Annotated in this window: 25 protein-coding genes, 1 tRNA gene and 2 pseudogenes; 19 read left to right on the top strand and 9 right to left on the bottom strand. The window is 48.8% G+C overall.

Annotation, left to right across the window (positions count from 1 at the left end; all coding sequences use genetic code 11):
* Positions 1-314: 314 nt before the first annotated feature.
* Positions 315-839 (top strand): cytochrome b, encoded by a 525-nt coding sequence (locus N6G83_RS50775; RefSeq protein ID WP_199062353.1) that lies wholly within the window; start codon positions 315-317, stop codon positions 837-839.
* A gap of 68 nt (positions 840-907) precedes the next feature.
* Here N6G83_RS50775 and ypdK read toward each other — a convergent pair whose 3' ends face one another.
* Positions 908-982 (bottom strand): membrane protein YpdK, encoded by a 75-nt coding sequence (ypdK, locus tag N6G83_RS50770; RefSeq protein WP_099782600.1) that lies wholly within the window; start codon positions 980-982, stop codon positions 908-910.
* A 478-nt stretch (positions 983-1,460) separates the two neighbouring features.
* The gene (locus N6G83_RS50765) at positions 1,461-1,907 is read right to left on the bottom strand and encodes a hypothetical protein (protein WP_211136130.1); all 447 of its coding nucleotides are present in this window, start codon (positions 1,905-1,907) and stop codon (positions 1,461-1,463) included.
* A gap of 213 nt (positions 1,908-2,120) precedes the next feature.
* On the opposite strand from N6G83_RS50765, the gene N6G83_RS50760 reads away from it, so the two are divergent.
* From N6G83_RS50760 to N6G83_RS50730, 7 genes are all read left to right on the top strand, one after another.
* Entirely contained in the window at positions 2,121-3,017 is an 897-nt protein-coding gene (locus N6G83_RS50760; RefSeq protein WP_211136120.1) for a transcriptional regulator, read from the top strand.
* 462 nt (positions 3,018-3,479) lie between these two features.
* Complete coding sequence (locus N6G83_RS50755) at positions 3,480-4,025, top strand: fimbrial protein (protein WP_024529237.1); 546 nt, start codon at positions 3,480-3,482, stop codon at positions 4,023-4,025.
* A gap of 52 nt (positions 4,026-4,077) precedes the next feature.
* Positions 4,078-4,848, top strand: coding sequence for a molecular chaperone (locus N6G83_RS50750; protein ID WP_024529236.1), 771 nt, complete (start codon positions 4,078-4,080; stop codon positions 4,846-4,848).
* Positions 4,814-7,366 carry a fimbria/pilus outer membrane usher protein gene (locus N6G83_RS50745; RefSeq protein WP_211136119.1) on the top strand — a complete coding sequence of 851 codons (2,553 nt, stop codon included), beginning with the start codon at positions 4,814-4,816 and terminating at the stop codon, positions 7,364-7,366. The genes N6G83_RS50750 and N6G83_RS50745 overlap by 35 nt, the downstream gene beginning before the upstream one ends.
* On the top strand, positions 7,363-8,490 hold the full coding sequence (locus tag N6G83_RS50740; protein WP_161629488.1) for a fimbrial protein: 1,128 nt from the start codon (positions 7,363-7,365) through the stop codon (positions 8,488-8,490). The genes N6G83_RS50745 and N6G83_RS50740 overlap by 4 nt, the downstream gene beginning before the upstream one ends.
* Before the next feature lie 7 nt (positions 8,491-8,497).
* Positions 8,498-9,298 (top strand): molecular chaperone, encoded by an 801-nt coding sequence (locus N6G83_RS50735; protein WP_211136118.1) that lies wholly within the window; start codon positions 8,498-8,500, stop codon positions 9,296-9,298.
* Positions 9,299-9,456: 158 nt separating this feature from the next.
* The gene (locus tag N6G83_RS50730) at positions 9,457-9,666 is read left to right on the top strand and encodes a hypothetical protein (RefSeq protein WP_074030359.1); all 210 of its coding nucleotides are present in this window, start codon (positions 9,457-9,459) and stop codon (positions 9,664-9,666) included.
* Between the two features lie 124 nt (positions 9,667-9,790).
* On the opposite strand, the pseudogene N6G83_RS50725 reads toward N6G83_RS50730, so the two are convergent.
* A pseudogene (locus tag N6G83_RS50725) lies at positions 9,791-9,974 on the bottom strand (PTS fructose transporter subunit IIB); the annotation flags it as partial.
* Positions 9,975-9,999: 25 nt separating this feature from the next.
* Positions 10,000-10,641: an NADPH-dependent F420 reductase gene (locus tag N6G83_RS50720; protein ID WP_211136117.1), complete on the bottom strand. Its 642-nt coding sequence runs from the start codon at positions 10,639-10,641 to the stop codon at positions 10,000-10,002.
* Positions 10,642-10,740: 99 nt separating this feature from the next.
* On the opposite strand from N6G83_RS50720, the gene N6G83_RS50715 reads away from it, so the two are divergent.
* Positions 10,741-11,628: a LysR substrate-binding domain-containing protein gene (locus tag N6G83_RS50715; RefSeq protein WP_029711211.1), complete on the top strand. Its 888-nt coding sequence runs from the start codon at positions 10,741-10,743 to the stop codon at positions 11,626-11,628.
* Between the two features lie 16 nt (positions 11,629-11,644).
* On the opposite strand, the gene N6G83_RS50710 is transcribed toward N6G83_RS50715, so the two are convergent.
* From N6G83_RS50710 to N6G83_RS50700, 3 genes are all read right to left on the bottom strand, one after another.
* Positions 11,645-12,184 carry a DUF2058 domain-containing protein gene (locus N6G83_RS50710; protein ID WP_024529229.1) on the bottom strand — a complete coding sequence of 180 codons (540 nt, stop codon included), beginning with the start codon at positions 12,182-12,184 and terminating at the stop codon, positions 11,645-11,647.
* A gap of 223 nt (positions 12,185-12,407) precedes the next feature.
* Positions 12,408-12,767 (bottom strand): helix-turn-helix domain-containing protein, encoded by a 360-nt coding sequence (locus N6G83_RS50705; RefSeq protein ID WP_211136116.1) that lies wholly within the window; start codon positions 12,765-12,767, stop codon positions 12,408-12,410.
* Between the two features lie 61 nt (positions 12,768-12,828).
* Entirely contained in the window at positions 12,829-13,089 is a 261-nt protein-coding gene (locus N6G83_RS50700) for a type II toxin-antitoxin system RelE family toxin (protein WP_024529227.1), read from the bottom strand.
* Between the two features lie 848 nt (positions 13,090-13,937).
* On the opposite strand from N6G83_RS50700, the gene N6G83_RS50695 reads away from it, so the two are divergent.
* The 10 genes and pseudogenes from N6G83_RS50695 to N6G83_RS50655 all read left to right on the top strand — a co-directional run bounded on the left by N6G83_RS50695 (position 13,938) and on the right by N6G83_RS50655 (position 23,021).
* Positions 13,938-14,150 (top strand): helix-turn-helix transcriptional regulator, encoded by a 213-nt coding sequence (locus N6G83_RS50695; protein WP_226906473.1) that lies wholly within the window; start codon positions 13,938-13,940, stop codon positions 14,148-14,150.
* Positions 14,147-14,998, top strand: coding sequence for a hypothetical protein (locus N6G83_RS50690; RefSeq protein ID WP_260524294.1), 852 nt, complete (start codon positions 14,147-14,149; stop codon positions 14,996-14,998). Before N6G83_RS50695 ends, N6G83_RS50690 begins: the two co-directional genes overlap by 4 nt.
* 29 nt (positions 14,999-15,027) lie before the next feature.
* On the top strand, positions 15,028-16,029 hold the full coding sequence (locus N6G83_RS50685) for a P2 family phage major capsid protein (protein WP_211136287.1): 1,002 nt from the start codon (positions 15,028-15,030) through the stop codon (positions 16,027-16,029).
* Positions 16,030-16,134: 105 nt separating this feature from the next.
* Positions 16,135-16,539, top strand: a pseudogene (locus N6G83_RS54870) (ash family protein); the annotation flags it as partial.
* Positions 16,540-16,563: 24 nt separating this feature from the next.
* Positions 16,564-16,764 carry a host cell division inhibitor Icd-like protein gene (locus N6G83_RS54865; RefSeq protein WP_312847433.1) on the top strand — a complete coding sequence of 67 codons (201 nt, stop codon included), beginning with the start codon at positions 16,564-16,566 and terminating at the stop codon, positions 16,762-16,764.
* Between the two features lie 9 nt (positions 16,765-16,773).
* On the top strand, positions 16,774-17,028 hold the full coding sequence (locus N6G83_RS50675) for a hypothetical protein (RefSeq protein WP_211136289.1): 255 nt from the start codon (positions 16,774-16,776) through the stop codon (positions 17,026-17,028).
* Positions 17,015-17,422, top strand: coding sequence for a hypothetical protein (locus N6G83_RS50670; RefSeq protein ID WP_211136290.1), 408 nt, complete (start codon positions 17,015-17,017; stop codon positions 17,420-17,422). Before N6G83_RS50675 ends, N6G83_RS50670 begins: the two co-directional genes overlap by 14 nt.
* Positions 17,422-20,106: a DUF927 domain-containing protein gene (locus N6G83_RS50665; RefSeq protein WP_260524293.1), complete on the top strand. Its 2,685-nt coding sequence runs from the start codon at positions 17,422-17,424 to the stop codon at positions 20,104-20,106. Before N6G83_RS50670 ends, N6G83_RS50665 begins: the two co-directional genes overlap by 1 nt.
* Positions 20,107-20,344: 238 nt before the next feature.
* Positions 20,345-20,767, top strand: a complete 423-nt coding sequence (locus N6G83_RS50660; protein ID WP_248006666.1) for an ogr/Delta-like zinc finger family protein — start codon at positions 20,345-20,347, stop codon at positions 20,765-20,767.
* Positions 20,768-21,437: 670 nt separating this feature from the next.
* The gene (locus N6G83_RS50655) at positions 21,438-23,021 is read left to right on the top strand and encodes a hypothetical protein (RefSeq protein WP_260524292.1); all 1,584 of its coding nucleotides are present in this window, start codon (positions 21,438-21,440) and stop codon (positions 23,019-23,021) included.
* Positions 23,022-23,176: 155 nt separating this feature from the next.
* Here N6G83_RS50655 and N6G83_RS50650 read toward each other — a convergent pair whose 3' ends face one another.
* Positions 23,177-24,340 carry a tyrosine-type recombinase/integrase gene (locus N6G83_RS50650; protein WP_211136879.1) on the bottom strand — a complete coding sequence of 388 codons (1,164 nt, stop codon included), beginning with the start codon at positions 24,338-24,340 and terminating at the stop codon, positions 23,177-23,179.
* A gap of 165 nt (positions 24,341-24,505) precedes the next feature.
* Positions 24,506-24,580: transfer RNA gene (locus tag N6G83_RS50645), tRNA-Arg, on the bottom strand.
* Positions 24,581-24,626: the final 46 nt, after the last annotated feature.

The raw sequence follows: 24,626 nt of genomic DNA, 5'->3' as shown, positions 1-24,626 counted from the left end.
TCTCAGCAAGCTCGATTGTCTCTCATCCAAGGTAAGTCACTATAATTTCAAACATGCTCGATCGGTTCCCTGTGGGAGCTGGCAGCCGCTGCTCGTTTGGAAGTAAAGCGATAATCTCAGCAAGCTCGATTGTCTCTCATCCAAGGTAAGTCACCACAATTTCAAACACGCTCGATCGGTTCCCTCTCCCTGTGGGAGAGGGTTAGGGTGAGGGGCGTGTTACGTACTCACAATCCTGATTTTTCTTCTACTTAAGGTTCTTTTCAGTTGTTATCCGCTATGCTCAGCTAATACCGTATTTAGTAGGAGTCTCTATGAGCGTTCGTTTTGCCAAATCGCAAATCCTCCTGCACTGGCTGACGCTGGTGATGGTGATCCTGACTTACAGTGCCATATTGCTGAAGGACTCTGTGCCGGATGACAGCGCGGCATTGGTGAAGGATCTGCACTTTAACTTTGGCCTGTCGGTGTTTGTGCTGATGTTTATCCGCCTTGGGCTACGCCACCGGCATCCGACGCCGCCGATCACTCCGGCCTTGCCGGAATTACAGGCGCTAGGGGCGAAAATTCTCCATTGGGTGCTGTATCTGCTGTTTTTATCGTTGCCGATTTTGGGCTTCTTGACGTTGGCCTATGGTGGCAAACAGTGGATGCTGTTGGGCTGGCAGGTGCCGCAGTGGGTCACGCCCGATGCGGGCATACGCCGCACGCTGAAAATGGTGCACGAAACCTTGGCAAACACGGGATATTTCATCATCGGCATCCATGCCTTGGCCGCAATTTATCATCACTATGTGCGGGGTGACGACACCATGCGCCGGATGATGCCCGGCAAATAATTCGCGGTGCAGAAACAACAAAGGGGCGCAGAAGCGCCCCTTTATCTATGTACCTGGTGAGATTGCTGTTAGGCAACCATCAGCATGAAGGTGCCTACCCATGCAACCAGCATGAATGAAACGCCCATCAAAAAGTATTTCACGTAACAACTCCTTGTGGAGTCCTCGCAAACCAACGATCCCGATTGTTGTCTGAGTATTTTGTGGCAAATCAGCGGCGGATGGCGGGTTCTTCAATCAGAAGGAACAACGTCCTGAGCTACGATTTACCGGTCGTTGCGATTCAAGTTCCTTGAGGTTATCCAGGAATCGCAACAGGATCGGCGCTAATGTACTCCCAAAATCCTACCCATTTCAATACTGTGTTTTTGATCACACTTTTGCCGATTTTTTACCCTGCCAGGGGGAGACGCGATTTGCCTCACTATGAGGAGCAATGCATCAGGCCACGGCGCTGACGCTGGCAATCAGGATAGCCCAGAAGATCAGACAAGAAAGCAGGATAGCGGCCCAGACATGACGACGGTTGAGTTCCATTTTTAGCCTTCACTTTGCAATCGGTGGTTGTTTAATAACCCTATCGGCGCAAAACGGTAAAAATTTACTCTCTGGGCAAACTATTTATTCTGATGGCAGGTGGATCGCCACTACCGCGGTATGCACTTCGTAGCCCAGCAGAAACAGGGCTTGCTCAAGGGCCTCGACTTTCGAGGCATAGGCCACATCCAGCAACCGATCGATCTGAGCACCGTTAAGCCCCATCTGGCGAGCCAGCAGCGCTTTTGACGTGTTGCTGCTCAACATATGGTTATGCAGTTCCAGCTTTAATTTTACCAGCACCGGCAAATGCAGGGCGATATCGCCGCTTTGTAATGCGGAGGCCGTAGGCACTGGACGCCCTTCTTCCATTTCAATGGCAATAGCCGTCAGCAGGCTTTCCTGCGCCTCCAGTTCAACGTCCTCACGTTTGTAGCAGGCGGCCTGCTGCTCGGGGAAATCGCGTAGGGTAATTTGCCAGGCATCGCTTTCGCTATCGAAGGCGTATTGGGCGGGATAGTGGCAAGGCATCATATTTCCTGCTTGGGGGGAAGTGAGCCGCATTGTGACCGGTTGGCGACAACAATGCCAGAGATTGGCGTTCTTAACGCGCGAGGAAAATCACTGCGTAGGCCGTCAAGCTGAGAGCACTGTTGCACCGTATCTTTTTTGAACGGTGACTGATGTTTTATTAGGAACTTATGCCAGAATTATCCTATAAGCCCAATGATGGTCCGGATTAACATGAAATACAGATTTAACGATCGTGTGCTGTTTGATGATGATAGCGGAACGTTGGGTCCAAGCGACTTTTCCGATGAGCCCACTTCTATTTCCAATCCTGCCAAACGCCTTTTGCAATTACTGCTCGCCAACTATGGCAAACCCGTGGAACGGGAGGTGATTTTCAAAAAGGTGTGGGACGACTACGGCATGATCTCCAGCAATAACAACCTTAATCAATGCGTAAGCAAGTTGCGCCGGGTGCTTAAGGTGATGGGTATCGATGATGAGGTGATTGTCACCGTGCCGAAAATAGGGTTCATGTTACGCCGCGAGATCCAGGTTGAAATCAGCCAGGAAGACGATGGACATTTTACTCCGCTAGTTCCTGCACAGACAGTAGGCAATGAGGCCTATTTGCCAGTAGAGAGCGGGCTGGAAGCCGAGACTGACGATGATGTTGCTATCGCTTCAGAGATGGATGATGAGCCCGATCTGCCGACAAGCGTAGAGATTGCGACTCCAGTTAACAAAAAACGTCTTGGTTGGGGGCTGATCGCTGGGGTTGCTGGTTTGGTCTTTGTACTGGGGATCGCTTCTACGATGTACGCCACCAATTCGCTTGCCAGACAGGAGGTATTTCTTGGCAAGGCGGGGAGTTGCAAGGTGTTTATGTCGACATCCACGCAGTCAGGTGTCCCCGGCCCCAGTCTGAATCAGGACATGTTGTCCTATGTGGAGCAACGAAAAGCCGAATGCCGGGCAGATGAATATCTACTGGTGATACGCAGCAACCAGGTACGCTCTTTTATTTCTGGCGTGAGCCGCCTGTTTTTTGTGCGCTGTACCATCGTACGTGAGCACAAAATAGAGTTTTGCTCAGGGTTAGAGAACGACAGCTTGCCGTTGTTGCAGTGAGGCCAAGTAAAAGAATGGGCCTGATCATCGCAACAGTAGTCTGGTTTTTTGGCGGATGAGCAATAACTCGCCGAATTGTTTAAAATTTGTATAATTTGAACATAAAACAAACAAGTTTTTTGTGCTTAACAATGAGGCCATACAGAGCTTTATGCATTAAATTAGTGATCTAAAACATTAAATTTAGGTTTAAAACCTAAATAATTGCAGGTTAATAGTTAATGATTCTTTTATACCGATTGCGGGTTAAGATTTTTCTCGTCAACGGGTGGTTGGGATTTTTCTTAAGTCACTGACTGATGACGCTCACCACGGAACCTGCGGAGTTATTGCAGAACGGTGGAAACAAACAAGTACGGCAAGATGGTAAATAACGGACCGATGACAGTAAAGATTCTCGGGCGCACCAATCGGCAATGTGCTTGGTTAACTACAGTTATCTTGTAACGGATTAGGATCATTATGAAATTTTACAACACCAAAACTACCCTGCTGGCCGCTGTTATCGGTATGACTTTTGCGGGTTCTGCCCTGGCAGCAGATGGCACCATTACCATCAACGGTACCATTACTGACACTACCTGCGATATTTCGGTTAACAACCAGTCTAAAGACGCCACGGTAACTTTGCCGACTATTTCCATCTCTGCGCTGCCAGCCGTTGGGGCAACAGCAGGGGCAACACCTTTCAGTATCGCACTGACCAACTGTGCGGGGGCTACACTTAATACTGCCAGCACCTTCTTTGAAGCAGGTGCTTATGTTGAACAGAGCACCGGTCGCCTGAACAACTCGGCATCGGGTACGGCGACCAACGTTCAGGTTCAGCTGTTGAACGCCAATCTGGGCAGCATCATGGCGGGTAATGCACATAGCCAAGGCGATTTGGCCGTTGATATCAGCTCCGGTGGCGGCGTAATGAATTATTACGCGCAATACTATGCGAACGGGACGGTCACGCCAGGTACGGTTAATACCCAGGTGGATTACACCATCATCTACCTGTAAGACATCCAGCCGTGGGATGGGGGCAGCCTCATCCCTTTCAGAGGACAGCGCCATGTTAAGAACTCTATTTACCGTTTCCGCCCTTAGCTTGGCGCTGACATGGACAGTTGCCGCTGATGCTGGTGTGATCATCAACGCCACACGCATTATTTATAACGAAAACAGCGGTGAAGCGATTACCCAACTGCGTAACCAAGGGACGAGCCCGGTGTTGATCCAGTCCTGGATCGATAACGGTGATGTCAAATCCAAACCCGACACCGTCAAGGTGCCTTTTACCCTGACGCCACCGGTCGCCCGTATCGATCCGGGTAAAGGGCAGGCGTTGCGCATTGCACGTACCGGCGGAGGATTGCCGGGTAACCGTGAATCTCTGTTCTGGCTCAATGTGTTGGAAATACCACCCAAGGCTTCCCAAAAAATAGCCGCGGGCGACAACCTGATGCAGTTCTCTTTCCGTACCCGCATCAAACTGTTCTACCGGCCGGATAACCTGCCAATGACCCCGGCTCAGGCTTACGAAAAACTGGATCTGAGCTTACGCAAAGGGGCTGCGGGTTACGAAATCGTCGCCAAGAACCCATCGCCTTATTACCTTACTTTCCGCCAGATTGAGATTCGCAGCGCCAAAGGCGCGCCAGTGCTGGGCGATCTGGGGAAAACGCAGGAAAGAATGGTGGCCCCCTTTGGCGAGTTGGTGATGAAAATTCAAGGAATGAAATCGGCACCGTCAGCAGGCTTAAAAGCGTTTTACAGCCTGATTGATGATTTCGGTGGGGATAACAAAAATGAGCGGACGTTGGCGGGCAGTGGTAAGTCTTGATTGGCGACCCACTTTTCTCAACCAGATTTACATTGCCGGAGCCATTTTACTGGCTCCCTTGGCGTTGGCTTATGCGGATGAAACCGAGGCTATTGAGTTCAACGAGTCTTTTCTGCGTTCGTCCGTCGATGTCAGCCAGTTCTCCAGCGGTAACCCGGTTGCTCCCGGCATTCACCGCATCGATCTCTATCTTAACGACCAATGGAAAGGGCGGCAGGACGTCAACTTTTCCCTGGCTTCGCCGCAAAGCAGCATCGCTCAGCCTTGCTACGATCTGAAACTGTTAAGTCTGTTCGACATTGCCTTGGATAAACTGGACAAGGCGGTGTTGTCACGCTTGCAGCAAGGGGAACAGTGTATTGCGCTGGGTGAACTGGTGCCTGGCGTGGAGGGCAATTTTGATAGCGGTGGCCAACGGTTGGATGTGCGTGCACCGCAGTCTTTGCTGCAGCATGAAGCCCGTGGTTATGTCAGCCCTGAGCTGTGGGATAACGGCATCACGGCGGCTACTCTGCAATATGACTACAACGCCTACCGTGCTGATCATTCCGACTCATCTGCTCAAACCACCCAGTTTCTGGGGTTGCGTGGCGGATTGAACTGGGACGTGTGGCGTTTGCGTTACCGGGCGTCGGCCAATTGGAATGATGACGAGGGTTTTCGCTATCAAAGCAATGAAACCTATCTGGAGCGGCCTTTGGTTGGCTGGCGTAGCCGGATGGTGCTGGGGCAATCGACTACCGACGGCCAAGTCTTTGACAGCATTGGGTTCATTGGCGCTCAGATCAGCTCGGACGATCGTATGTACAGCGATTCCCAACGTGGCTTTGCCCCGGTGGTGCGTGGTATCGCCAATACCAACGCGCTGGTGCGTGTAAGCCAGCGTGGCAGCCAGATTTATGAAACCACGGTACCGCCAGGGCCGTTTGTTATTGACGATCTGTATCCTACCGGCAGCGGCGGCGATCTGCTGGTCACGGTGACCGAAGCCGACGGCACCGAACGCAGCTTTACCGTCACCTATGCTTCGATAGCCGAACTGCTGCGGCCAGGTGTAACCCACTATTCACTGATGGCGGGGAAATATCGCAATAATTCGGTGAGCGAGGAACCTGCCATTGCGGTGGGCACCTTGAGGCATGGTTTCACTAACCTGCTGACGGGTTATACCGGCGTGATCGGTGCCGATGGCTATGCGGCCGCCTCGGGCGGTCTGGCATTCAATACCGATTTTGGTGCGCTCTCGGCGGATATTACCCAGGCACAAACGCAGTTTGATAACCGTCCTAACGAGCAGGGGCAGAGCGTACGGCTCACCTATGCGAAAATTTTGCCGGTGGTGGATACCAACATCACGCTGGCCAGCTACCGCTATTCCAGCTCTGGGTATTACAACGTGGATGACGCCATGTTGCTGCGCGATCGCGACAGTAACGATAGCGGCTTTGCTGACTACAACAGTTGGAAACGACGTAATCGTTTCCAGATCAACGCCAGCCAGTCGTTGCCGGAGGGTTTTGGGACGGTCGCGTTGAATGCCAACGTGCAGGATTATTGGGATCATGACCAGACTGACCGCGAATATCAGCTCAGCTACAACAATCACTATAACAAGCTGAATTATGGGGTTAACTTCGCACGGACACGCAACCTGGCAACCGGAAACTGGGATAACAAAGCCATGCTGACCCTGTCGATCCCATTGGGCTCCAGCTCGCGTGCGCCTAACCTGACCAGCAGCTATACCCAGCAAAAGGATCGCCAGGGGTTGCAGAACTCGCTTTCCGGTAGCCTGGGAGAGGACCGGCAGTATAACTACAGCGCCTTTACCAACTACGACTATGCTAAAAATGGTAGCAACAGCGTTAGCGGCGGCGTCAACGGCTCATGGGCCGCACCTTATGCCTTCGTTGGGGGCAGCGTTTCCGCAGGCCAAGGTTATCAACAATATGGTGCCAATATGTCCGGTGGCCTGGTTGCTTATAGCGGTGGAGTGGTGTTTACACCGATGCTGGGGGAAACTTCGGCGATCGTCGAGGCAGAAAACGCCAAGGGGGCCAGGATCACCAACTACAGCGGTCTGCGCCTGGATAACAGCGGGAAGGCGGTGGTCCCTTACCTCAGCCCTTACCGCCAGAATACCGTGGAGTTGGATCCGAAAGGGCTTTCCAGGGATGTGGAGCTGAAATACACCAGCCAGAAGATCGCGCCTACCGCCGGTGCCGTCGGGCTGTTACGTTATGAGACCGAAAGCGGCTACTCGATCCTGGTGACGGCCCGAGACGTTGCTGGTAATCCGTTGCCCTTTGGCGCAAACGTGTCCGACGAACAACAGCGCAGCGTGGGGTATATCGGTCAGGTTGGTGAAGGCTTACTGCGAGTCAACAACCCTAAAGGCCAGTTAGAGGTGAAATGGGGGGAGGGGGCCGGAGAAAGTTGCCGGTTTACCTATCAACTGCCCGCCGTATCGCCTGGGGCTGAATCTGACTATCGCCGCCTGGAGGTAATATGCCAATGAAGCAACGACTGACTTTGACCCGTTTTTTCACGTACTGGCTTGGCGCGGGGTTCCGGCAGCGTGGTAAGCGCTTGCTTCTTGGCTTATTGCTAATATTTGGCTATGGCGGAGCGGCCAGTGCCGAAGGGCTGGCGGTCAGTTGCGCGCGTAACAGTGGTTATTATCAGTTTTTCGATACGGCCACCATTGAGATTGGCAAAGACAGCGCCGTGGGTGATGTGCTGGGTCCTTGGATCAACTCTTACAACTCCACCGCCTGGAACTGCACCCCCAATAGCGCCTACCAGCAGCCGGTGCAGTTTAGCGTACAGGGCTACCCGCCTTACACCACGCGTAATACTATCGTGGTCGATGGGCAAACCTACATGCTGTATAACACCACGGTAAAAACCGGCCTGGGGTATATCGTCCGTTGGCGTTATACCCTGAATGGTAAAACGACCAACTGGCAGCCGCTGACCATTGGCACCGGCGGGCAACAGACCCATCCTGAGTCTATCACCGTCAACTACAGCGGTAACCGCTTCTATTTGGGTGTTGATGCCCAGGTGCGGTTTGTGAAAACGACCACCGGCCTGACCGCTGGCGCAATTCCCCTGTTCGATCCGATTTATCTGCGACATTTAGAGACGTATAACGGTATTGCTGCGCCAGGCGATCTCACCTACATGATTGCCCAGTTCAAAAGCGGCGGCACGATCGCCAGCGGCGGCACCTGCACCACACCTAATGTGAATGTCGATCTGCCGGAGGCCAGCGTCGGACAGTTCAACGGCGTGGGGACAGTGGCAGGGCGTAAAGCCTTTGAGTTGGCGTTCAACCAATGCCCAGCCGGCTTGGCCAGCATTGGTTACAGCTTTGCCGCCACGACTCAGGTGCTGGATGCCGCCAATGGCGTAGTGGCACCGAATGCAACCTCAAGCGCCCGAGGCGTCGGGATCCAGTTGTTACGTGGCAACAATCTGCCGGTGACGTTTGGCACTATTTATCTACTGGATAACTATGATAGTTCGGCCAAGGCCAACTATCGGGTTCCGATGCAGGCTGGTTTGTTCCAGGTGGGTAATACCGTAACTGCTGGTACGGCCAATACCGCAATCACTTTTACGCTCAATTACAAGTAGGGTGAAAATGGCAGCTATGTATGGTTTCACGCCACAATATCGCAGGCTTGGCCGTTGGCTATTGATTACGGTGATGGCCCTATTTATCCCACTGAGCCACGCCGAGATATACCTGGGAGCCACGCGCCTGATTGTCAACGGCAAGGATAAGGAAGCGACGCTGCGCGTGACCAACGAGGGTCGCTCTGCGGTGTTGCTGCAAGTCTGGGTGGACAATGGTGATAGTGAGGCGGAACCGGAGAAAATCGCCACACCGTTTACCGTATCGCCGCCAATCTTGCGCCTGGACGGGAAGCGGGCACAGCGTCTGAGAGTGTTGTTTACCGGGGCAGAACACACGCTGCCGAGCGATCGTGAGTCGGTGTTTTGGCTTAACGTGTTGGAGATCCCGCCGAAAGTGGCCAGCAATACGGCCAGCCAGATGCAGATGGCGTTCAGAACCCGGATCAAATTATTCTACCGGCCACGGTCATTGCAGACGGTGAACACGACCAACGTTCAGGAGCAACTGCGCTTTAGCCTGGCAAAACAGGGTGGCAATCCAGTGTTGGTGGTCGGCAACCCCACGCCTTTTCACCAGACATTGCTTGAAATGACGGTGGGCCGCGATAAGCAGCAGGCAGTCGCTACCTTGGTGCCGGAAAACGGTATGGTAAGCCCAAAAGGGCAGGCTGATTTTGCGTTAACGGCGACTAAAGGCCCGGTGAGTGCTGGCATGAAGGTGTTTTACTCGGTGCTTGACGACTTTGGCTCTGTGGTGACGGCAGAGCAAGTTTTGCAAGCTGCGCAGTCGTCCTCGCCGCGCTAGGTATTTATGCGATCACTGCCCATTTTTTGCTCACACCGCACGTATGGCGTATATTTTTTAGCCTTTGAGAGTATTCTTAGAGGTGCAGCACATTTAACGAGCGATTGTCATCCTGCTTGTGGCACGTCAACTTTATTGTAAATGTTGAGGAGGAGATCATGGAAACTTTGGAAAAGTGCTATGTCTATGCCAAGAACACCAGCAACATGGATTTTCTCGCTTCTACGGTGGCATTCTTGGAGTTTCAGGGACGTGAAGTCGATGCTAACGGCGTGGCGGGTAATATGTCGCGTGAACAGAGCGATAACTTCTTCGAACGGCTCAATCATTACCGTTCTATCTATAAAAAGCAGACCCAGACCGTTTGAATCCACCCTAAGGCCCCGTTTTCGGGGCTTTTTCATGAATGCCCTGCCTAAATTCTGCTTTCCTTATATGCCTTTTTTAATTGCCATAAATCCACCTTATTCCTGTGCCGGTGCGGTTTTTTTATTACTGCCCCGAGCGAACCATTTCTTCTATTTCACGCAGGGGGCCATCGGTATATTTAATGGCATCCTGAAGCGAAATTTCATATACATCACGGCGTTCGAAACGCTCGTTATTCTCTGGGGTGATGGCGTGAATGATGACGGCCACCTCGGCAAATATCCTGAGCGGTGAGGCAGTTCATCACTGCCTGGTTACAGGTGGGAAGTTGCCTATGCAATTACCTGTTCTCGCGTCAGGTCCGTCAGAGATTTTTTCAATTGTGACTGATTGAACCATTCACAGTAGAGCGGCGAGCCGCGCTGAAAACGCCAGCCTTCTTTCAGTACGCCCGCATCAACCACGTCAAAACCAAACTGGTCGATCAAATCGCTAACCCGTTTTTTGGCATCTTCATTATCCCCAGCGATGGGCAGGGCGCGGCGCCGTTCATCCCCTTGTGGGCGGCCATCTTTATCCAGATCGATGACGCGTATGGAGTTAAACGCCTTCACAACGTGAGATGCATAAAGGTGACGTGCGAGCAATTCGCTGGTGGTGGTGAGTTGTTGATCCAGTTCGACGAAATTACCGTCGCGTTCGGGATAATAGTTATTGGTATCGATTACGATTTTGCCGCGCAACGCCTCCGCAGGTACTGTCGCATAGTGTTTGAACGTGATCGCAATGACGACGATATCACCAAATTCTACGGCTTGTTGCACCGTTCCCGTTTCACACGCGAGAGCGACTTTCAGGCTGTATAAAGTGTCCGGCCCGCGTGAATTGCTGAGCATAACCTGATGCCCTTTAGCCAACGCATGTTCTGCGAGCGAACGTGCGATAAAACCTGCGCCGATGATGCCAATTTTCATGGTGTGAACTCCTTGATTAAGTTCGGCTACTGTAATTCATCATTTTTATGTGATAAATAGAGGTAAGGTTGCGATACTCGAAACTAAAAGTAGGGAATGATGGATCGGCTTAAGTGCATGTTGGTGTTTGTGAAGGTTACGGACTGCGGTTCTTTTGCTGCCGCGAGCGAGGTGCTGAATTTGTCACCGCAGATGGTGGGTAAACAGATCAGCATGCTGGAGGAACATTTGGGGACCCGTTTGTTAAACCGTACGACCCGGCGGCAAAACCTCACGGAAGTCGGGCGTATTTTTTATGAGCGTTGCAAAATTGTGCTTGCCGAGGCGGATGCCGCTGAGTCTGTTGCCCAGGATATGACCGCAATGCCGCGCGGAATGTTACGGGTTAATGCGCCTGTCACATTTGGGGCATACAGCCTGCCACCTTTGGTGAATGACTACATGCGTCGTTACCCAGACGTTCAAGTTGAATTGACGTTGAGCGATCGCTTTGTGGATCTTGTCGATGAAGGGTTTGAGGCGGTTATCCGCATTGGACCGTTGGCAGATTCGGCACTGATTGCTCGTAAACTCAAACCTTACCAACTAATTGCCTGCGCATCCCCTGGGTATCTGGCCGAATATGGTACTCCAGCTCAACCTGAAGATCTGCTCGATCACGAATGCCTCGGATATACTTACTGGTCCCGTCCTTCAGAGAAAGAATGGATTTTCACCAAAGGGGGGAAGCAGTACGCCGCCAAGGTGAACAGCCGTTTGCAGTCAAATAATGCTACGGCGCTGCTGTCTGCAGCGCTTAGCGGCGGTGGGATTATTTTGGGGGCAGAAGTGGTGCTCAGAAGCTACATTGCCTCCGGCCTGTTGACGCAGATCCTGGCTGATTATCAGGCACCTTCGCGCGAAATGCATTTGCTGTATTCGCCGAACCGTTATCCGACGCAGAAACTGCGCTGCTTTATTGATGCTGTGATGGCGGAGTATGGCTAACGTCAGGCAATAGTACTTACCACATCAGATCGTCAGGCACGACAAAATCGGCATACGGATCGTCTTCATCTTTAGCTTCTTTGCTCAGTTCGGCATTTAATACAATACTGCTCGCATCACGCTGCGCAATTTTATCGGCCACGATCGCGGGGATAATCGCGTATTCGCCATCAGGATTCTTATCGGTAATCAGCCGAGCAATGGCAAGACGGCCACTAATCAATTGAGATTGGGTTGTTTTATCCACATATATTTTTTTAATTAAATTGTTATCTGTGAAGTTATAACCAATATCGCCATTTGCAATAACGATCCGATTCATTTCAATGAGCTGCTTAACCTGAGCTTTATATTCTTTGGCCAAGGCGGCTTGCTTTTGCTGCTCATTCAGCTGTTTATCACGTTCAACCTGCGCTTTTTTGTTTTCTTCCACGGCCTCTCTTGCCTCACGAGCCTGAACCCGCGATTTTTTCGCCGTTCTTTCCACTTTCGCCAGTTTTTTACTGTTGACCAATCCAGCTTTAAGCAGCTGCTCTTGTAATGTTAGCTTTGCCATGTTCGTTTCCGAAACCGATTAAATAATGCCTTGGATTATACCCTTAACGTACGAGGTTGTGCTAGGTAGCGGGTGCCGGTCACACATTATATTGATAACACAGTATACCCTGTCCTCAGCGCCAGCATGGGTGCTGATTTGTAAGGGCCGAACATGTTCGGCCTGAGTTAACCCATTGGTTATCTAAAGGGCGGAGCATTGCAGCCCCCTACACTGAGCAAGATTAGGGGATCAACTGCTCGGGGGAGCAATCATACAGCGCCGCTAGTTTTTCACGGGTACGCTTCTGAGGGCGGTCTGATGCCTCCCATTGTGAAACGGTGGATTGGGTGGTGCCGAGTTTTTCGGCCACATCATACTGAGACAGGTCCCGATACATCCGCCAGGCCGCCAGAAGAGAAACTTCCTGGTCAATCATGATCTTGACGATCGCGTTAGGCACGGTCACATCATCGGATTTTGAGGCAGTGTAGGGCACATCTTCCCAATCAGTTTTTGCGTTAATCAGTTTTTCATATTCGCTGTAGGGCACCACGGCATACTGTGGTTCGCCTTTATCGTTGCGGATAATTTGCACTGCCATTTTCGGTTACTCCTGGTTTTACTTTAGATAGCTATATGAGGAAAGGGCGGGTTTTCCCGCCTTAGTACGTTTTCGATGACCTACGCTTAATTGCTGCAATCTCACAGATGACCGGTTCACCGTCAGTGATTTCGAAGATTACCCTATAGTCCCCAACCCTTAGCCGAAACTGGTTATCAGTTGCGTGAAGCTTCCTGATGTCGAGCTTTACGGCAGGGAAATCTTCAAGTTGGTTAACCTTCTCACTGATGGCTTTGCGGTACCTGGTGTCGATTGACAGCAACTGCTTGAGTGCTTTCTTCGTCCATTGAACCGTAACCATCATTTCCTCATTTTGTTAAGGAGCGCTATCCTTACTGGTCGATTAGATAATAAGTTTTAGTGATAAAAATCACAACTTAAATGCGATTAAAATACGATATTTTGTGATTTGCTTTGCACGAAAGAACGCTTGGTCGGGATTATCGGGGGATGGTATGCAGGGTATCGGATTGCCGAATCGACGAGCAGGTAGTAGGGTTTCTCTTTTAGTTTTGCCGTGACTGTATTTTGCTCGCGTGGGGGAGATTTGTTGGCATCAACATGGTGTCCCCTGCAGAAGTGTATTTTCTGGTGTAATAAATTGATTTTAAACGTTTAAAACATAATTTTAAATTTAATTTATACACTTACTTACTCACAATTTATTCCTTGTCTATTTAAACGCCACTCGCGGTTGATGCTTTAAGCTTCTTATATTGCCTGAGCGTGGCTTACAAAAACTTACATTCAAGATTACAAATATTTACATTAAAGATCTGCGGTATAATATGTGAACATACATATGACTCCTGACAACTCATGATAACTCCTCACCCTTCCGATATCAGTGGTGTGCATTTTATAACCTCATCGCTATTTTCTCCCCCCTTTACATAAAAATAATCGGCGTTAATCTATAGGCATCCAACGAGATTCCAGGGTGTTTATATAGCGCTTACAAAATATTACAATTAACGGATGTTTAGTATTTATTGGCATCTATTCGTATTTGTTCGTATTGGTTTGTATATATTCCATCTGACACTTTGTCCTTGAACTGTTGTGAGGGGTAGGGGGCTTTACACAAGTTACTCTAAGTGTGATTCTATACTCGTTTTTTATATTTAATTCATAAGCAAGGAGGGTGTTGTGCAGGTAAATAATGAGAATGTTCACATTCGCTTAATAAGGTTGCCAGATGTGATGATGATTACAGGGCTAAAAAGATCAACTGTATATAATAAAATGAAGAGTGGTGAGTTTCCGAAGAGTGTGTCTATAGGCGAAAGGTCTATCGCTTGGGTTGAGAGTGAGATTAATAGTTGGGTTGCTAACAATATATCAAGGAGAGTCATTCAGTGAATCAAATCAAGTACACAAGAAATGACAGTGAATTAGCTACTGTCTCTAATTATCATATTGTTCCATTCGATGAATCACATGGTGATGGCGGGTATGCAATACGCACTATTGAAATTTATCGCCTGCATAAAATGGAACCGCTTTTAAAGCAATTTGGACAGCTGACAGGATACGAGCCACCACGCGCAGATTGTACGCCACAAGAAATTCATATGCTGATAAAGCAAGGTGAAAAAATTTGTTTAGAGGCTGAGTCTAAAGTATCCGATATTCAAAATGAAATTATGCTGTGTGAACGTGAGCTAGGAAATGCCAAACGCGGTGTTAGTGATATCTCTCGTTGGAATGGTAGTATCAAAGAAGCCATCATCCAGGCAAAGAACAGACTTGAGCGAACCCAAACGAAACTCATTGAAGCTAACGCCATTGTTGCCGCTCGTAGAGGGTTGCTGGGATTGTTGCGTGAACCTGTCGAGCACATGTTGATGTGTGGTGAAAAGGGGTTTAAGGGCAAGATATTAACGCTTTTACCGCTTGAGACTTTACCGACCTACACCTACCGCAAGGGAATGTATAGTGAGGGGCTGCGTTCTCATATCTATGCCTGGGGATTAATGGATACCCTGGAAAATGCGTTACGTGCGATAGTCAATAAATGCACGCCTCCAACAGATAAATATACCCTTAATCAGGGGGGGTTAGACCGTGCTCTACTGGCTGTGGAATATTACAGCGTTTCGGGTGAAGAATGGCGTAATGTAATGGCTGTTGATGATTATATCAATCTTATGATGGGTTCGAAGTTACATCTGAAAGATAAACAGCAAGAAATGCGCGCATCACTTTAATTCAAAAAAATACATATAGGTAAAATATCATGGCTGCAATTAATGCTCCCGCCGTGGCGGAACGCTATCACCAAAATTTAATGAAAAATGTCACTTTCCCTTATGGGCATCAGCGAACATTCACAATCTCAGACGTTGCAGAAAATAAATTGCGTATTGCAATGTTGGAATCTGGTTGGATGATGAATGGCATCACGTTAATGGATGTCGATACAGAAAAAGGCCAGGCAATAGAAATTGGTGACTCGTCTTTACATACAGGTCGTGCTATTGAAGGGCGTTTTAATAAAAGCTTGGCGGTAAACGGAACAGATTATATCTTGGTCGAAACGGACTCATGCGCTTCCTTGCCTTATGGGAAAATGTCTGCGATTGCGAATGTAGGAGGAATGGAACATTTCACACAATCCGTGTCTGAGTTCTTTGGTATGGCGGTTTCTCTGGATATGTTGCGTATTGGATTAAACGGTGAGCGGATAGCCTATCCTACCGATCCACAAAATAATACTAAAGGGCAAGATGTTAATATTGGATGGCACGCTATAGCGAAAGCCTTTAATAACGGTTCTCAAGTCATGACTGAGGCCGTATCGTTAGGTGAGGGTGGTGATTTTCCGCACCTGGATGCACTGGCTAACCATCTTATTATGCAAAACATTCCAGAGGGGTTCCGTGAGGATCCGCGCTTGGTCGTCATGGTTGGTGCGGAACTGGCGGCAGCGGAGCGTTTACGCTTGTTTAATGCGGCAGACCGTCCGGCAGACATGGCAGCGGCTCAGATGCTCACCAGCTCGGTGGCAGGGCGTTTTGCTTTTGTACCTCCCTTTATGCCTGGGAAGCGTCTAGCGATTACAACACTGGATAATTTGCATATTTACACCCAAAAGGGCAGTCGCCATTTCAGGGCTGAGTTTGTCGACGATAGCGCCACGTATGAACAAGGCTATTGGCGTAATGAGGGCTATGCGTTAGGAAATGGTTTCCTTTATACGGCAGTGGATGAAAATGCAGTGAGCCTCGTACGAAAATAAACCCTGTTAACTTGAGTAACACCTGAAATAAAAAAAAGCCCGAAATAAAAATGGTTTCGGGCTAATCAAAGTGTTTTTGTCAAAACAAACGTGGTTGAGGAAAGAATGACTGTTATTATTGTCAGGCGAAATATCGCATTCAGCTTATCGGCTGTCAATCTTGGGTATTCGGATAAAAACGGCTTGCAGGATTTAGCCGCCACAAGGTATAGTTTCGCCGTTGCCGCAAAATCGGCAGCCGGGCGTAGGAACCCGTGTAATCTGAAGGCGATACCAGACGCCCTATGCGTCTTTTTTTGTATCGTAGCTTTGACTCACCTAAAGTTTTTGGTGTGGTGCTCACAGGGCTGTAGGGGCGTTATTTTGGCCTGTGTGCATCACCACCACGGCGTTATGGTAGTCCAGGCGGGGCAGCTCTCGGGCTGGCCGGTATCCTTCAGAGCCGGTATTCCTACCCCCGTTTGGGCTACCACCAGTCTTGGGCGTAGGAACCCCGGTGGTAGCTGTTTATGCTATCTGAAGGAGGTTGCCGCCATGGCCACTACCCCAATTTGCTCACATCCCCAATTTACCTATCTGTTTCTGGCCGTTCGTCGTGCCGATATTCAAGCCATACCCCAGCGTATACAAATTACTGCCGATTCCCAACAGGCCGCGCACCGTGCGCTGGTTAGAGAGTATGTGTTGGCGTTTGCTGGTCGCCTGCCGTCACGTCATGCCGTTGAATGGCGCTAAGGGGGAAAAATGAATACGACTCATAATACGGCGTTACATTCCCTGAATGATAAAGGCTGTGAGCAGTTAATTCGTGCCACGTTAGTATGTGAACTGATGGCCGACTTGATGAGTAACCAGGGAAACAGCAATCAAAAAATGGTTTCGGCTTTGGGGGTTGCGGCTCTGTTTGAATGCTTGGCCGTGCAAATGGATGGCGCTATTGATAACAGCGGTTTATTTAATGCTGCGAGAACACAGGGGAAAGATAATGCTATCAATTAATCACCCCGCATCACCTGAATTTAAAATTGCCTTGCTTCGTCATTATATTTCCTGCGCCTTTATCGACATGATGGTATTTAAACATGGCCAGGCGGTATTTATTGAGGACGGCGAGGAGGTTGAGTTAACGCTGGATAAGGTTGCATTGAACATCATTTACCATATTGAAGCACCTTTTATCGAGCGTTTTGGCGTCATGGATGGCGGGCAATTGGCCGCAGCGGATTTGATGGCCATGCTCATGCCTGGATTTATGGCCGCACAAGTTCAGTTATCCCCATATGGTTATCATCGGCTTTGCGAGGTGTACCGAGATATTATATTTGGTGCGCCAGATGGTGAGTTGCCTCCCGGGTCGTCGGTGTGCGCCTGTAACGTCAGGGAGGCGCACTGATGAGCCAACAACCAGTTACAGCGGCCATTAACGCTGCCAAAGGGCGCTGGCCGCATATTCTCCCCGCGTTGGGGATTACCGTTCCCTCCAACGGTAAGCATGGCCCTTGCCCTAAATGTGGTGGCACGGATCGCTTTCGTTTTGACGATCGTGATGGGCGTGGCACATGGATATGCTCACATTGCCAGCATGGTGACGGTCTGGATCTGGTGAAGCTGGTTGCCGGGATCGATGCCGCCAGTGCAGCGAAAGAAGTGGCCCAGGCGTTAGCCTTGCCCAGCGTGCAACAGCCCCCCATTTTGCCTGCCAGGAAAGAAGCCTCGGACACGCAGAAACTGGCCAAGGTACAAAAGAGCTATCAGGCGTTGTTATCCCGCAGCTCAACGGGTGAAAGCCCGTATCTGACAAACCGAGGTCTACAGGGGCAGACGGTAACACAGATTGGACAGACGGCGGCTTATGGCGGCATAGAGTTCCCTGTGGGGGCGCTTTTATTGCCATTGATAGACGTTTCCGGGCAACTGCGTGGGGCGCAGTTGATCCACCCCCTGGGAGAAAAGCGGCTTTTACCAAATTCGCTGTTGGCCGGCGCATTCATTGCCGTTAATGAGCCAGGGGAAGGGCCACCGGAACAAGTGATTATTACCGAGGGCTATGCAACCGCATTGACCGTAGCCAGGTTAACCGAGGGGGTGGTTGTCGCTGCGGTTGCGGCCAGCAACTTGATCAATGTGGCCCAGCAACTACGGCAAACGTGGCCGGAAGCCCGTTTGATTGTGGCGGGAGACAATGACTTTGACGATGGCAAAGAGAACACCGGCAAGCTGTGGGCGGAGAAAGCGGCCAAGGCGGTAGATGGGTGGGTGACGTTGCCGCCTACCCGCCACAAAGCCGATTGGGATGATTTTCGCCAGGAACTGGGGCTGGAGCGTGCCAAAGAAGCCTTTCGGGAGGAGATGATCCTGTTTGGTAAGGGTAAAACCAAGCTGCCGCAGGGGTTCCGGCTTACCCAGGAGTATTTGTGGTACGACAAGCTGGTGAACAAGTCGGATGGTGATACCGAGATCCGCAATATCAAACTGTGCAGCCCGCTACGGGTTACCGCTATCACTTGTGATGAAGATGGCAGTAACTATGGCCGTTTGTTGGAGTGGGAGGATACCAACGGGATCAGCCGTAAATGGGCGATGCCGATGGAAATGCTCTGTGGTGGTGGCGAGGAGCTGCGGCGCGTGCTGTTGGTCAATGGGTTGTCATACATCAATATCAACGGCCAGGCCCGGGCGCACCTGATGGAGTATATCTCGTTGTGCAAACCCGAACGTAAGGTGACGTGTGTTACTAAAACCGGCTGGCATGGTTCGGTTTACGTGCTCCAGGATGAAGTGATCGGCATTGGTGCGGAGTCGGTGATCCTGCAAACCTCCAGTGTTCAGGGCCGCGATTTCCGCCAGGCTGGCACGCTGGATGAGTGGCGCGAACAGATTGGGCGTTACTGCGTAGGGAATGGGCGGGTAGCATTCGCGGTTAGCCTGGCTTTTGCCGCGCCGCTGTTAAAACTGGTCGGCGTCGGTGGCGGGGGTTATCACCTTAAAGGGGAATCAACCGATGGCAAGACCACAACCATGAAAGTGGCGGCGTCGGTCTGCGGTGGCACCGATTTTTGGCATACCTGGCGTGCGACCGGTAACGCGCTGGAAGGTACGGCCAGCCGCCGTAATGACGCGACCTTGATGCTGGATGAGATCCGCGAAGTAGATGGCCGCGAGGCCGGTAATATCGCCTACATGTTGGCGAATGGCCAGGGTAAGGCGCGCGCCCGAACGGATGGCAGCGTGCGGGAGACCAACCGTTGGTGCTTGCTGTTCCTGTCTACCGGTGAGTTATCGCTGGTCGAGCACGCGGCCAACGTGGGCGAACGTACCTACGCCGGGGTTGAGGTCAGGATGATCCAGATCCCCAGCGATACCGGCAAATATGGCGTGTTTGAGGAGTTACACGGCTTTGCCGGGGGGAAGGCGTTGGCGGAACATCTGGAGCAGGCAGTGACCGCAAGCCACGGAGCGCCGTTCCGTGAGTGGTTGCGCTGCTTGACGGCGGATTTGCCGGGTATGACGCATAAGGCAAAAGCCTTGCTGAAAGAGTACACCCGGTTGCTCACTCCGGAAAACGCGGGGAACCAGGTAGGGCGAGCAGTCACACGCTTTGCTCTGGTGGCGATGGCTGGAGAATTGGCCACCGAGGCGGGGATCACCGGTTGGGCGCAAGGTGAGGCGCTAAACGCCGCCAAAAGCTGCCTGGCTGCATGGATGTATGACCGGGGCCACACCGCCAATCAGGAAGATGCCGCCGCGCTGGAACAGGTCAGGGAGTTTATGACCCGTAACCAGTTTAGCCGCTTTGCCGATTGGTTTGATACCCAAAGCCGCCCCGGCAATATGGTGGGCTTTCGCCAGGTGAAGAAAGGCGACAACCAGGAAGAGGCGGTGACCACGTTTTACGTGTTGCCGTCAGGCTGGAAAGAAATCTGCAAGGGGTTCGACGCCAAGAAGGTGGCGCGTTTATGCGTGGCGGCGGGTTACCTGGAGGTGCCGGAAGATGAAACCCGGACACAGAAAAACATACGCCTGCCAGAAATAGGGCTGAAACGGGTTTATCAGTTCAACAGCAGCGTCTTGGGGTAATTCTCTTACGCGAGTCTTATCTATGACTGGTAACACTGGTAACAGAGGTAACAACCAGGTGTGGCAAGGCTTGGCGGTGTTACCAGTGAAATAAACCTACTGGTAACACTGGTAACGTTTTGCCGCTGTTACCAGTTGATACCAGTAGATAAAGTGAAGTGGTAACAGCTTTTATCCTTTTAAATCAATGACGTTACCAGTGTTACCACTGTTACCAGTCAAAAAGGATAAAGAGAAGATGAAATCAGGCTGGCTGAGGCTTCTTTCCTGGCTGGCGGTGTTAAAAGATAAAGGAGTAAAAAGAATGGCAGCATTTACAGTGATATGTCCTGATTGTGAGTCAAAGTCTATTATTGCTAAGACAAACCGCAAGCATAAGATGCTTGCTGATGTGTACTGCACATGCAGCAATCCCGAGTGTGGTCATCGGTTTGTGGCTAATGTGACGTTTTCCCATACCTTATGCCCTGGCGCGTTGACGCACGGTAAGATAATGCAAATCATAATGAGCGGCATCACACCGGATCAACGGGCGAATGCTATAGAGTGGCTCAAAACGGCCCAGGAGAAGGATGCACAAGAGGCAAAGGCTAGAATGCCCGATCCCACCAAACCAGTCGTTACGCGGCGCAAGCACGCCAATTACGTGGCAGGTCAGTAATGCCATTACAGGCCAAGTCGTAGAGGCCATGTCGGGAGCTTGGCTTACAACCTTTTTCAGTTGGACTATTTTCTACAATCCCCGCAAAGCCGCGCCCTGCGTGGCTTTTGTGTTTTCTTTCCGCGTGCCGCTGGCTTTATTTTTTTCCTGCACGCCCACGTAAAATAAAATAATTCAATATAATCAATGTTTTATTTTTCCTTGCGGTAGTGTATCTGGAAGCCAAAACTGAAAAACACTGAAATTCTTTTCAAACTTTTCAGTTGGGGGTTTCTCGTAGAAGCCTAGGCGTGGCGCGGGCTGGCGGATTGGTTTGTAAAAAAATAAAACTGAAAAATTTTTATGATCCAAAGTGTGCAGGCGGGTGCGGTGTAGTGCCGTTTCCGTGGGGATCGGGTTTATGTCATGGGGATTCTGGGGTGTAGGCGGTTCGCTGTGAGGTTAAGCGGTTTCGTTGGTGTGATTTTGCAGCTAGGGCATCGAGAGGCTCAGGAAGGCGTACAGGTGCACCAGATAGCAGGCATAAGCAATCCTGCAAAAGGCTGGGGGGTATTGCCGATTCCGTAATTATTGGATTACAGTATAGAATTCCGTAGTATTGTTATCTAGAATCGTCCCCAGATGAGGACAATGGTATTAAAAATAATTTTCTTTTTTTAAAGGGGTTGGGATGTCTCTGAAAACTAATAAGAATAAGCATTATAAAAAAAGAGTAGAGAAAATAAAAAAGAAGTTATCGTGTTATTCAGATGAGTCATTTCTTGAAAAGATGTTTTTACACATGAAACGTGCACGTGAGCCAAGTAATGGTATCATATCTAACTTTCCATGGTGTTGCTTTTTGGCTTTGAAATGGAAGTTTACAGTTATAAACAAAAAGTATACTAGTCACTTATCTGAGAGTGAATTTATTTCTATAATAAATAGTATTTACCTATTGCAAGATGATGCAATTGATTTAAGCGAAGATAGCAATGCAATATTGGAAATGCGGCGTTATATGATTTCACAACTACAATATCAATCCCCCTTTAAATTTGATATCAATACATTATCTCGACAATATGGTTGGTTCTGTTGTAGTGAATCAAATTATTACAAGGATTGTTTTTATGAAGTAACAGGCGTTAAATTAGAAGACTTTTATATTATTAGTGCATATCTTATTATTATGTGTAGTGATAATTGCAACGCTGATTCGAAAGTAATTCCTTATCAACACTTTATTATTCATTTGCATCCATTCTTTGGTCTTGATGTTTTAAAAGGATATCTTAGTTTTGTTAGTATTAAATTAAATGAAATCAGAGCGTTCATGGGAGCATACAAAGATGAGGGTGAGTTGAGTGTTGAGTATTTTAGGGAAACACCAATGTTGAAAAAACCCATCATCATTACAGATGATGGATTATTGATTTTAAGTAAGAAAATATTGAAGTCAGCATTGTCCAGTATGGTTCCCAATGTATTGAAAGGTAATGTTGATAACTACAAAAATAAGTTTGGTAATTTAATGGAGGTGTATATAGGTAATGTTATTAAAGAAATAAATGGAGAAGTGGTTTTTGAAAGCGAAATAAAAGAATTATATAATAAAAAAAATATAGAGGGGAAGTCTGTTGATTTTTTACTGAAATATGACAAATCAACGGTATTTATTGAATCTAAGGCAATAGAACCAGACTTAGTGGTTAAATCAACAAATGCATCAAAATCTCTAAAGGATAGATTAAAGAGAAGCTTTATAAAGGGAATCATTCAAGGGCAAGAGTGTGCTAGCCATTTATCAAAGACCGACTTGTATGAAAATAGTGAATCGGATTCCTTGCTTATTATAACTCATAGAGATCATTATATATATAATGGTGTTATGGTTGATGAATTAATTGACAAAAAACTATTTCAGCATATTGAAAATGAGCTTGGTAAAGTATGGATTGATAAAAAAAGGATTTTCTATATAACAATTGATGAATTCGAGAATTTGGTCTATGTTAGCAATTTTAATAATATTGCCGTAACAGATATTATAAGCGGGTATGCAAATGGTGAAGCTGATACTCTTACACGGAAAGGAAGCCTCAATGATTACCTTTATTCTATAGTGGATAAAGGAATACCTGATTGTAAGTTTGTAACTGACTCTAGAAGTATATTGTCAGATGTTCTTGTTAGCTATATTTCCAAGTCAAACCACCTGTGGAGTGGTCGTGTTAATGAATATGTTTATATTCTAAATAGTATTTTGGAGTAATTATTTATGATGGCTTGGATATTATCGTTTTTTTAATAAGATAGATGGGGTGTTACCCGGTAAAGAGAACCCGTTGCCATACACCTTCACTGGCAAACATCATATGAAATAGATAACTGAAGCGGTATTAGGCGCAGTTATTCAGAGTGGGTGTATTAATTAATGTTGTCCCCATACCATTGCAACATAGTTCTACGCCCTTCCAAATATTGTGCATGGTTATAGGTTCCTCGAATCGAGTTCTTGTCAACATGCGCAAGCTGCATCTCAATCCATGCACTTTCAAAGCCGTGTTCATGCAAGATGGTACTCATCGTATGACGGAAACCGTGGCCAGTGGCCCGACCATGATAACCAAGCATCGTGATCACTTTATTAATGCTGGCTTCACTCATTGGCTTACGCGCATCATTACGGCCAGGGAAGAGCAGATTATAGCGCCCGGTAAGCACTTTGAGTTTTGCAAGGATCTCTAAAGCTTGGGTAGACAGTGGCACTAGGTGAGGGCGGCGCTTTTTCATCCTCTCTTTAGGCACTTCCCATACTGCATTATCAAAATCAAATTCTGACCATTCTGCCCCACGTAGTTCGATAGTGCGAACGCCCGTTAAAATAAGCAACTGTGTGGCATATTTCGTTAACATACTGCCCTGGTAGTTACTGAGTGCCTGCATAAATTCCGGTAATTCACTTTCAGTCAGGAAAGGATAGTGGCCACTTTTGGGCTTGTTTAAAGCACTGGCTAGATCAGGTGCTGGATTATAGTGTGTGCGTCCTGTCACCACAGCGTAGCGGAATACCTCGCCGCAAAGCCTTCTAATCTTTCCCGTTAATTCCAATGCTCCGCGCTTTTCTATCTTTTGTAGAACAGTAAGTAATTCCAATGGGGCGATCTGGTCTATCGGACGTTTACCGATGTAGGGGAATATATTGTTTTCAAAACCACGTATTACGTCATTGGCATAATTTGTTGACCAGGTGGGTAACTTTGAGCCATGCCATTCACGGGCTATTGCTTCAAACGTGTTGATATTTGAATGTGACAGAGCAATTTTTTCTGCCCGGCGTGCATCACTGGGATTGATGTTGTTGGCGAGTTGGTGTCTGGCTTCATCGCGTTTTTTACGTGCTTCGGCAAGAGAAACGTCCCCATATACCCCAAAGGAGATCATCTTTGCCTTACCAGCAAAGCGGTAACGGAAGCGCCAGCCCTTGGTGCCAGAGGGATCGATAAGAAGCGAAAGACCATTGCCATCATTCAACGTATAGGGCTTGTCTTGGGGCTTAGAGCGGCGGATCTGTACGTCTGTGAGTAGCATAATGTGTATAACCTAAACTTCGAACCTGGAGTTATACGCAATTTTATACACAAACATACGTAGATTCCAGTAAACATCCTTGGATGTCATTAGACGCGGGATAAGCTAATGTATTTGTTTTGAATGGATTTTATAGACATTTTGGGATGTTGTTAGACGTACCAATGGTGTCCCCTGCAGGAATCGAACCTGCAACTAGCCCTTAGGAGGGGCTCGTTATATCCATTTAACTAAGGGGACTTTGGGCGGCTTTGATTTGAAGTGTTCGCCTGAGTTTCTATCCTAC

The organism is Serratia sp. PL7 (genome assembly GCF_945957435.1).
The sequence above is the reverse complement of the archived record's forward strand: the minus strand, read 5'-3'. Positions and strand labels throughout refer to the sequence as shown.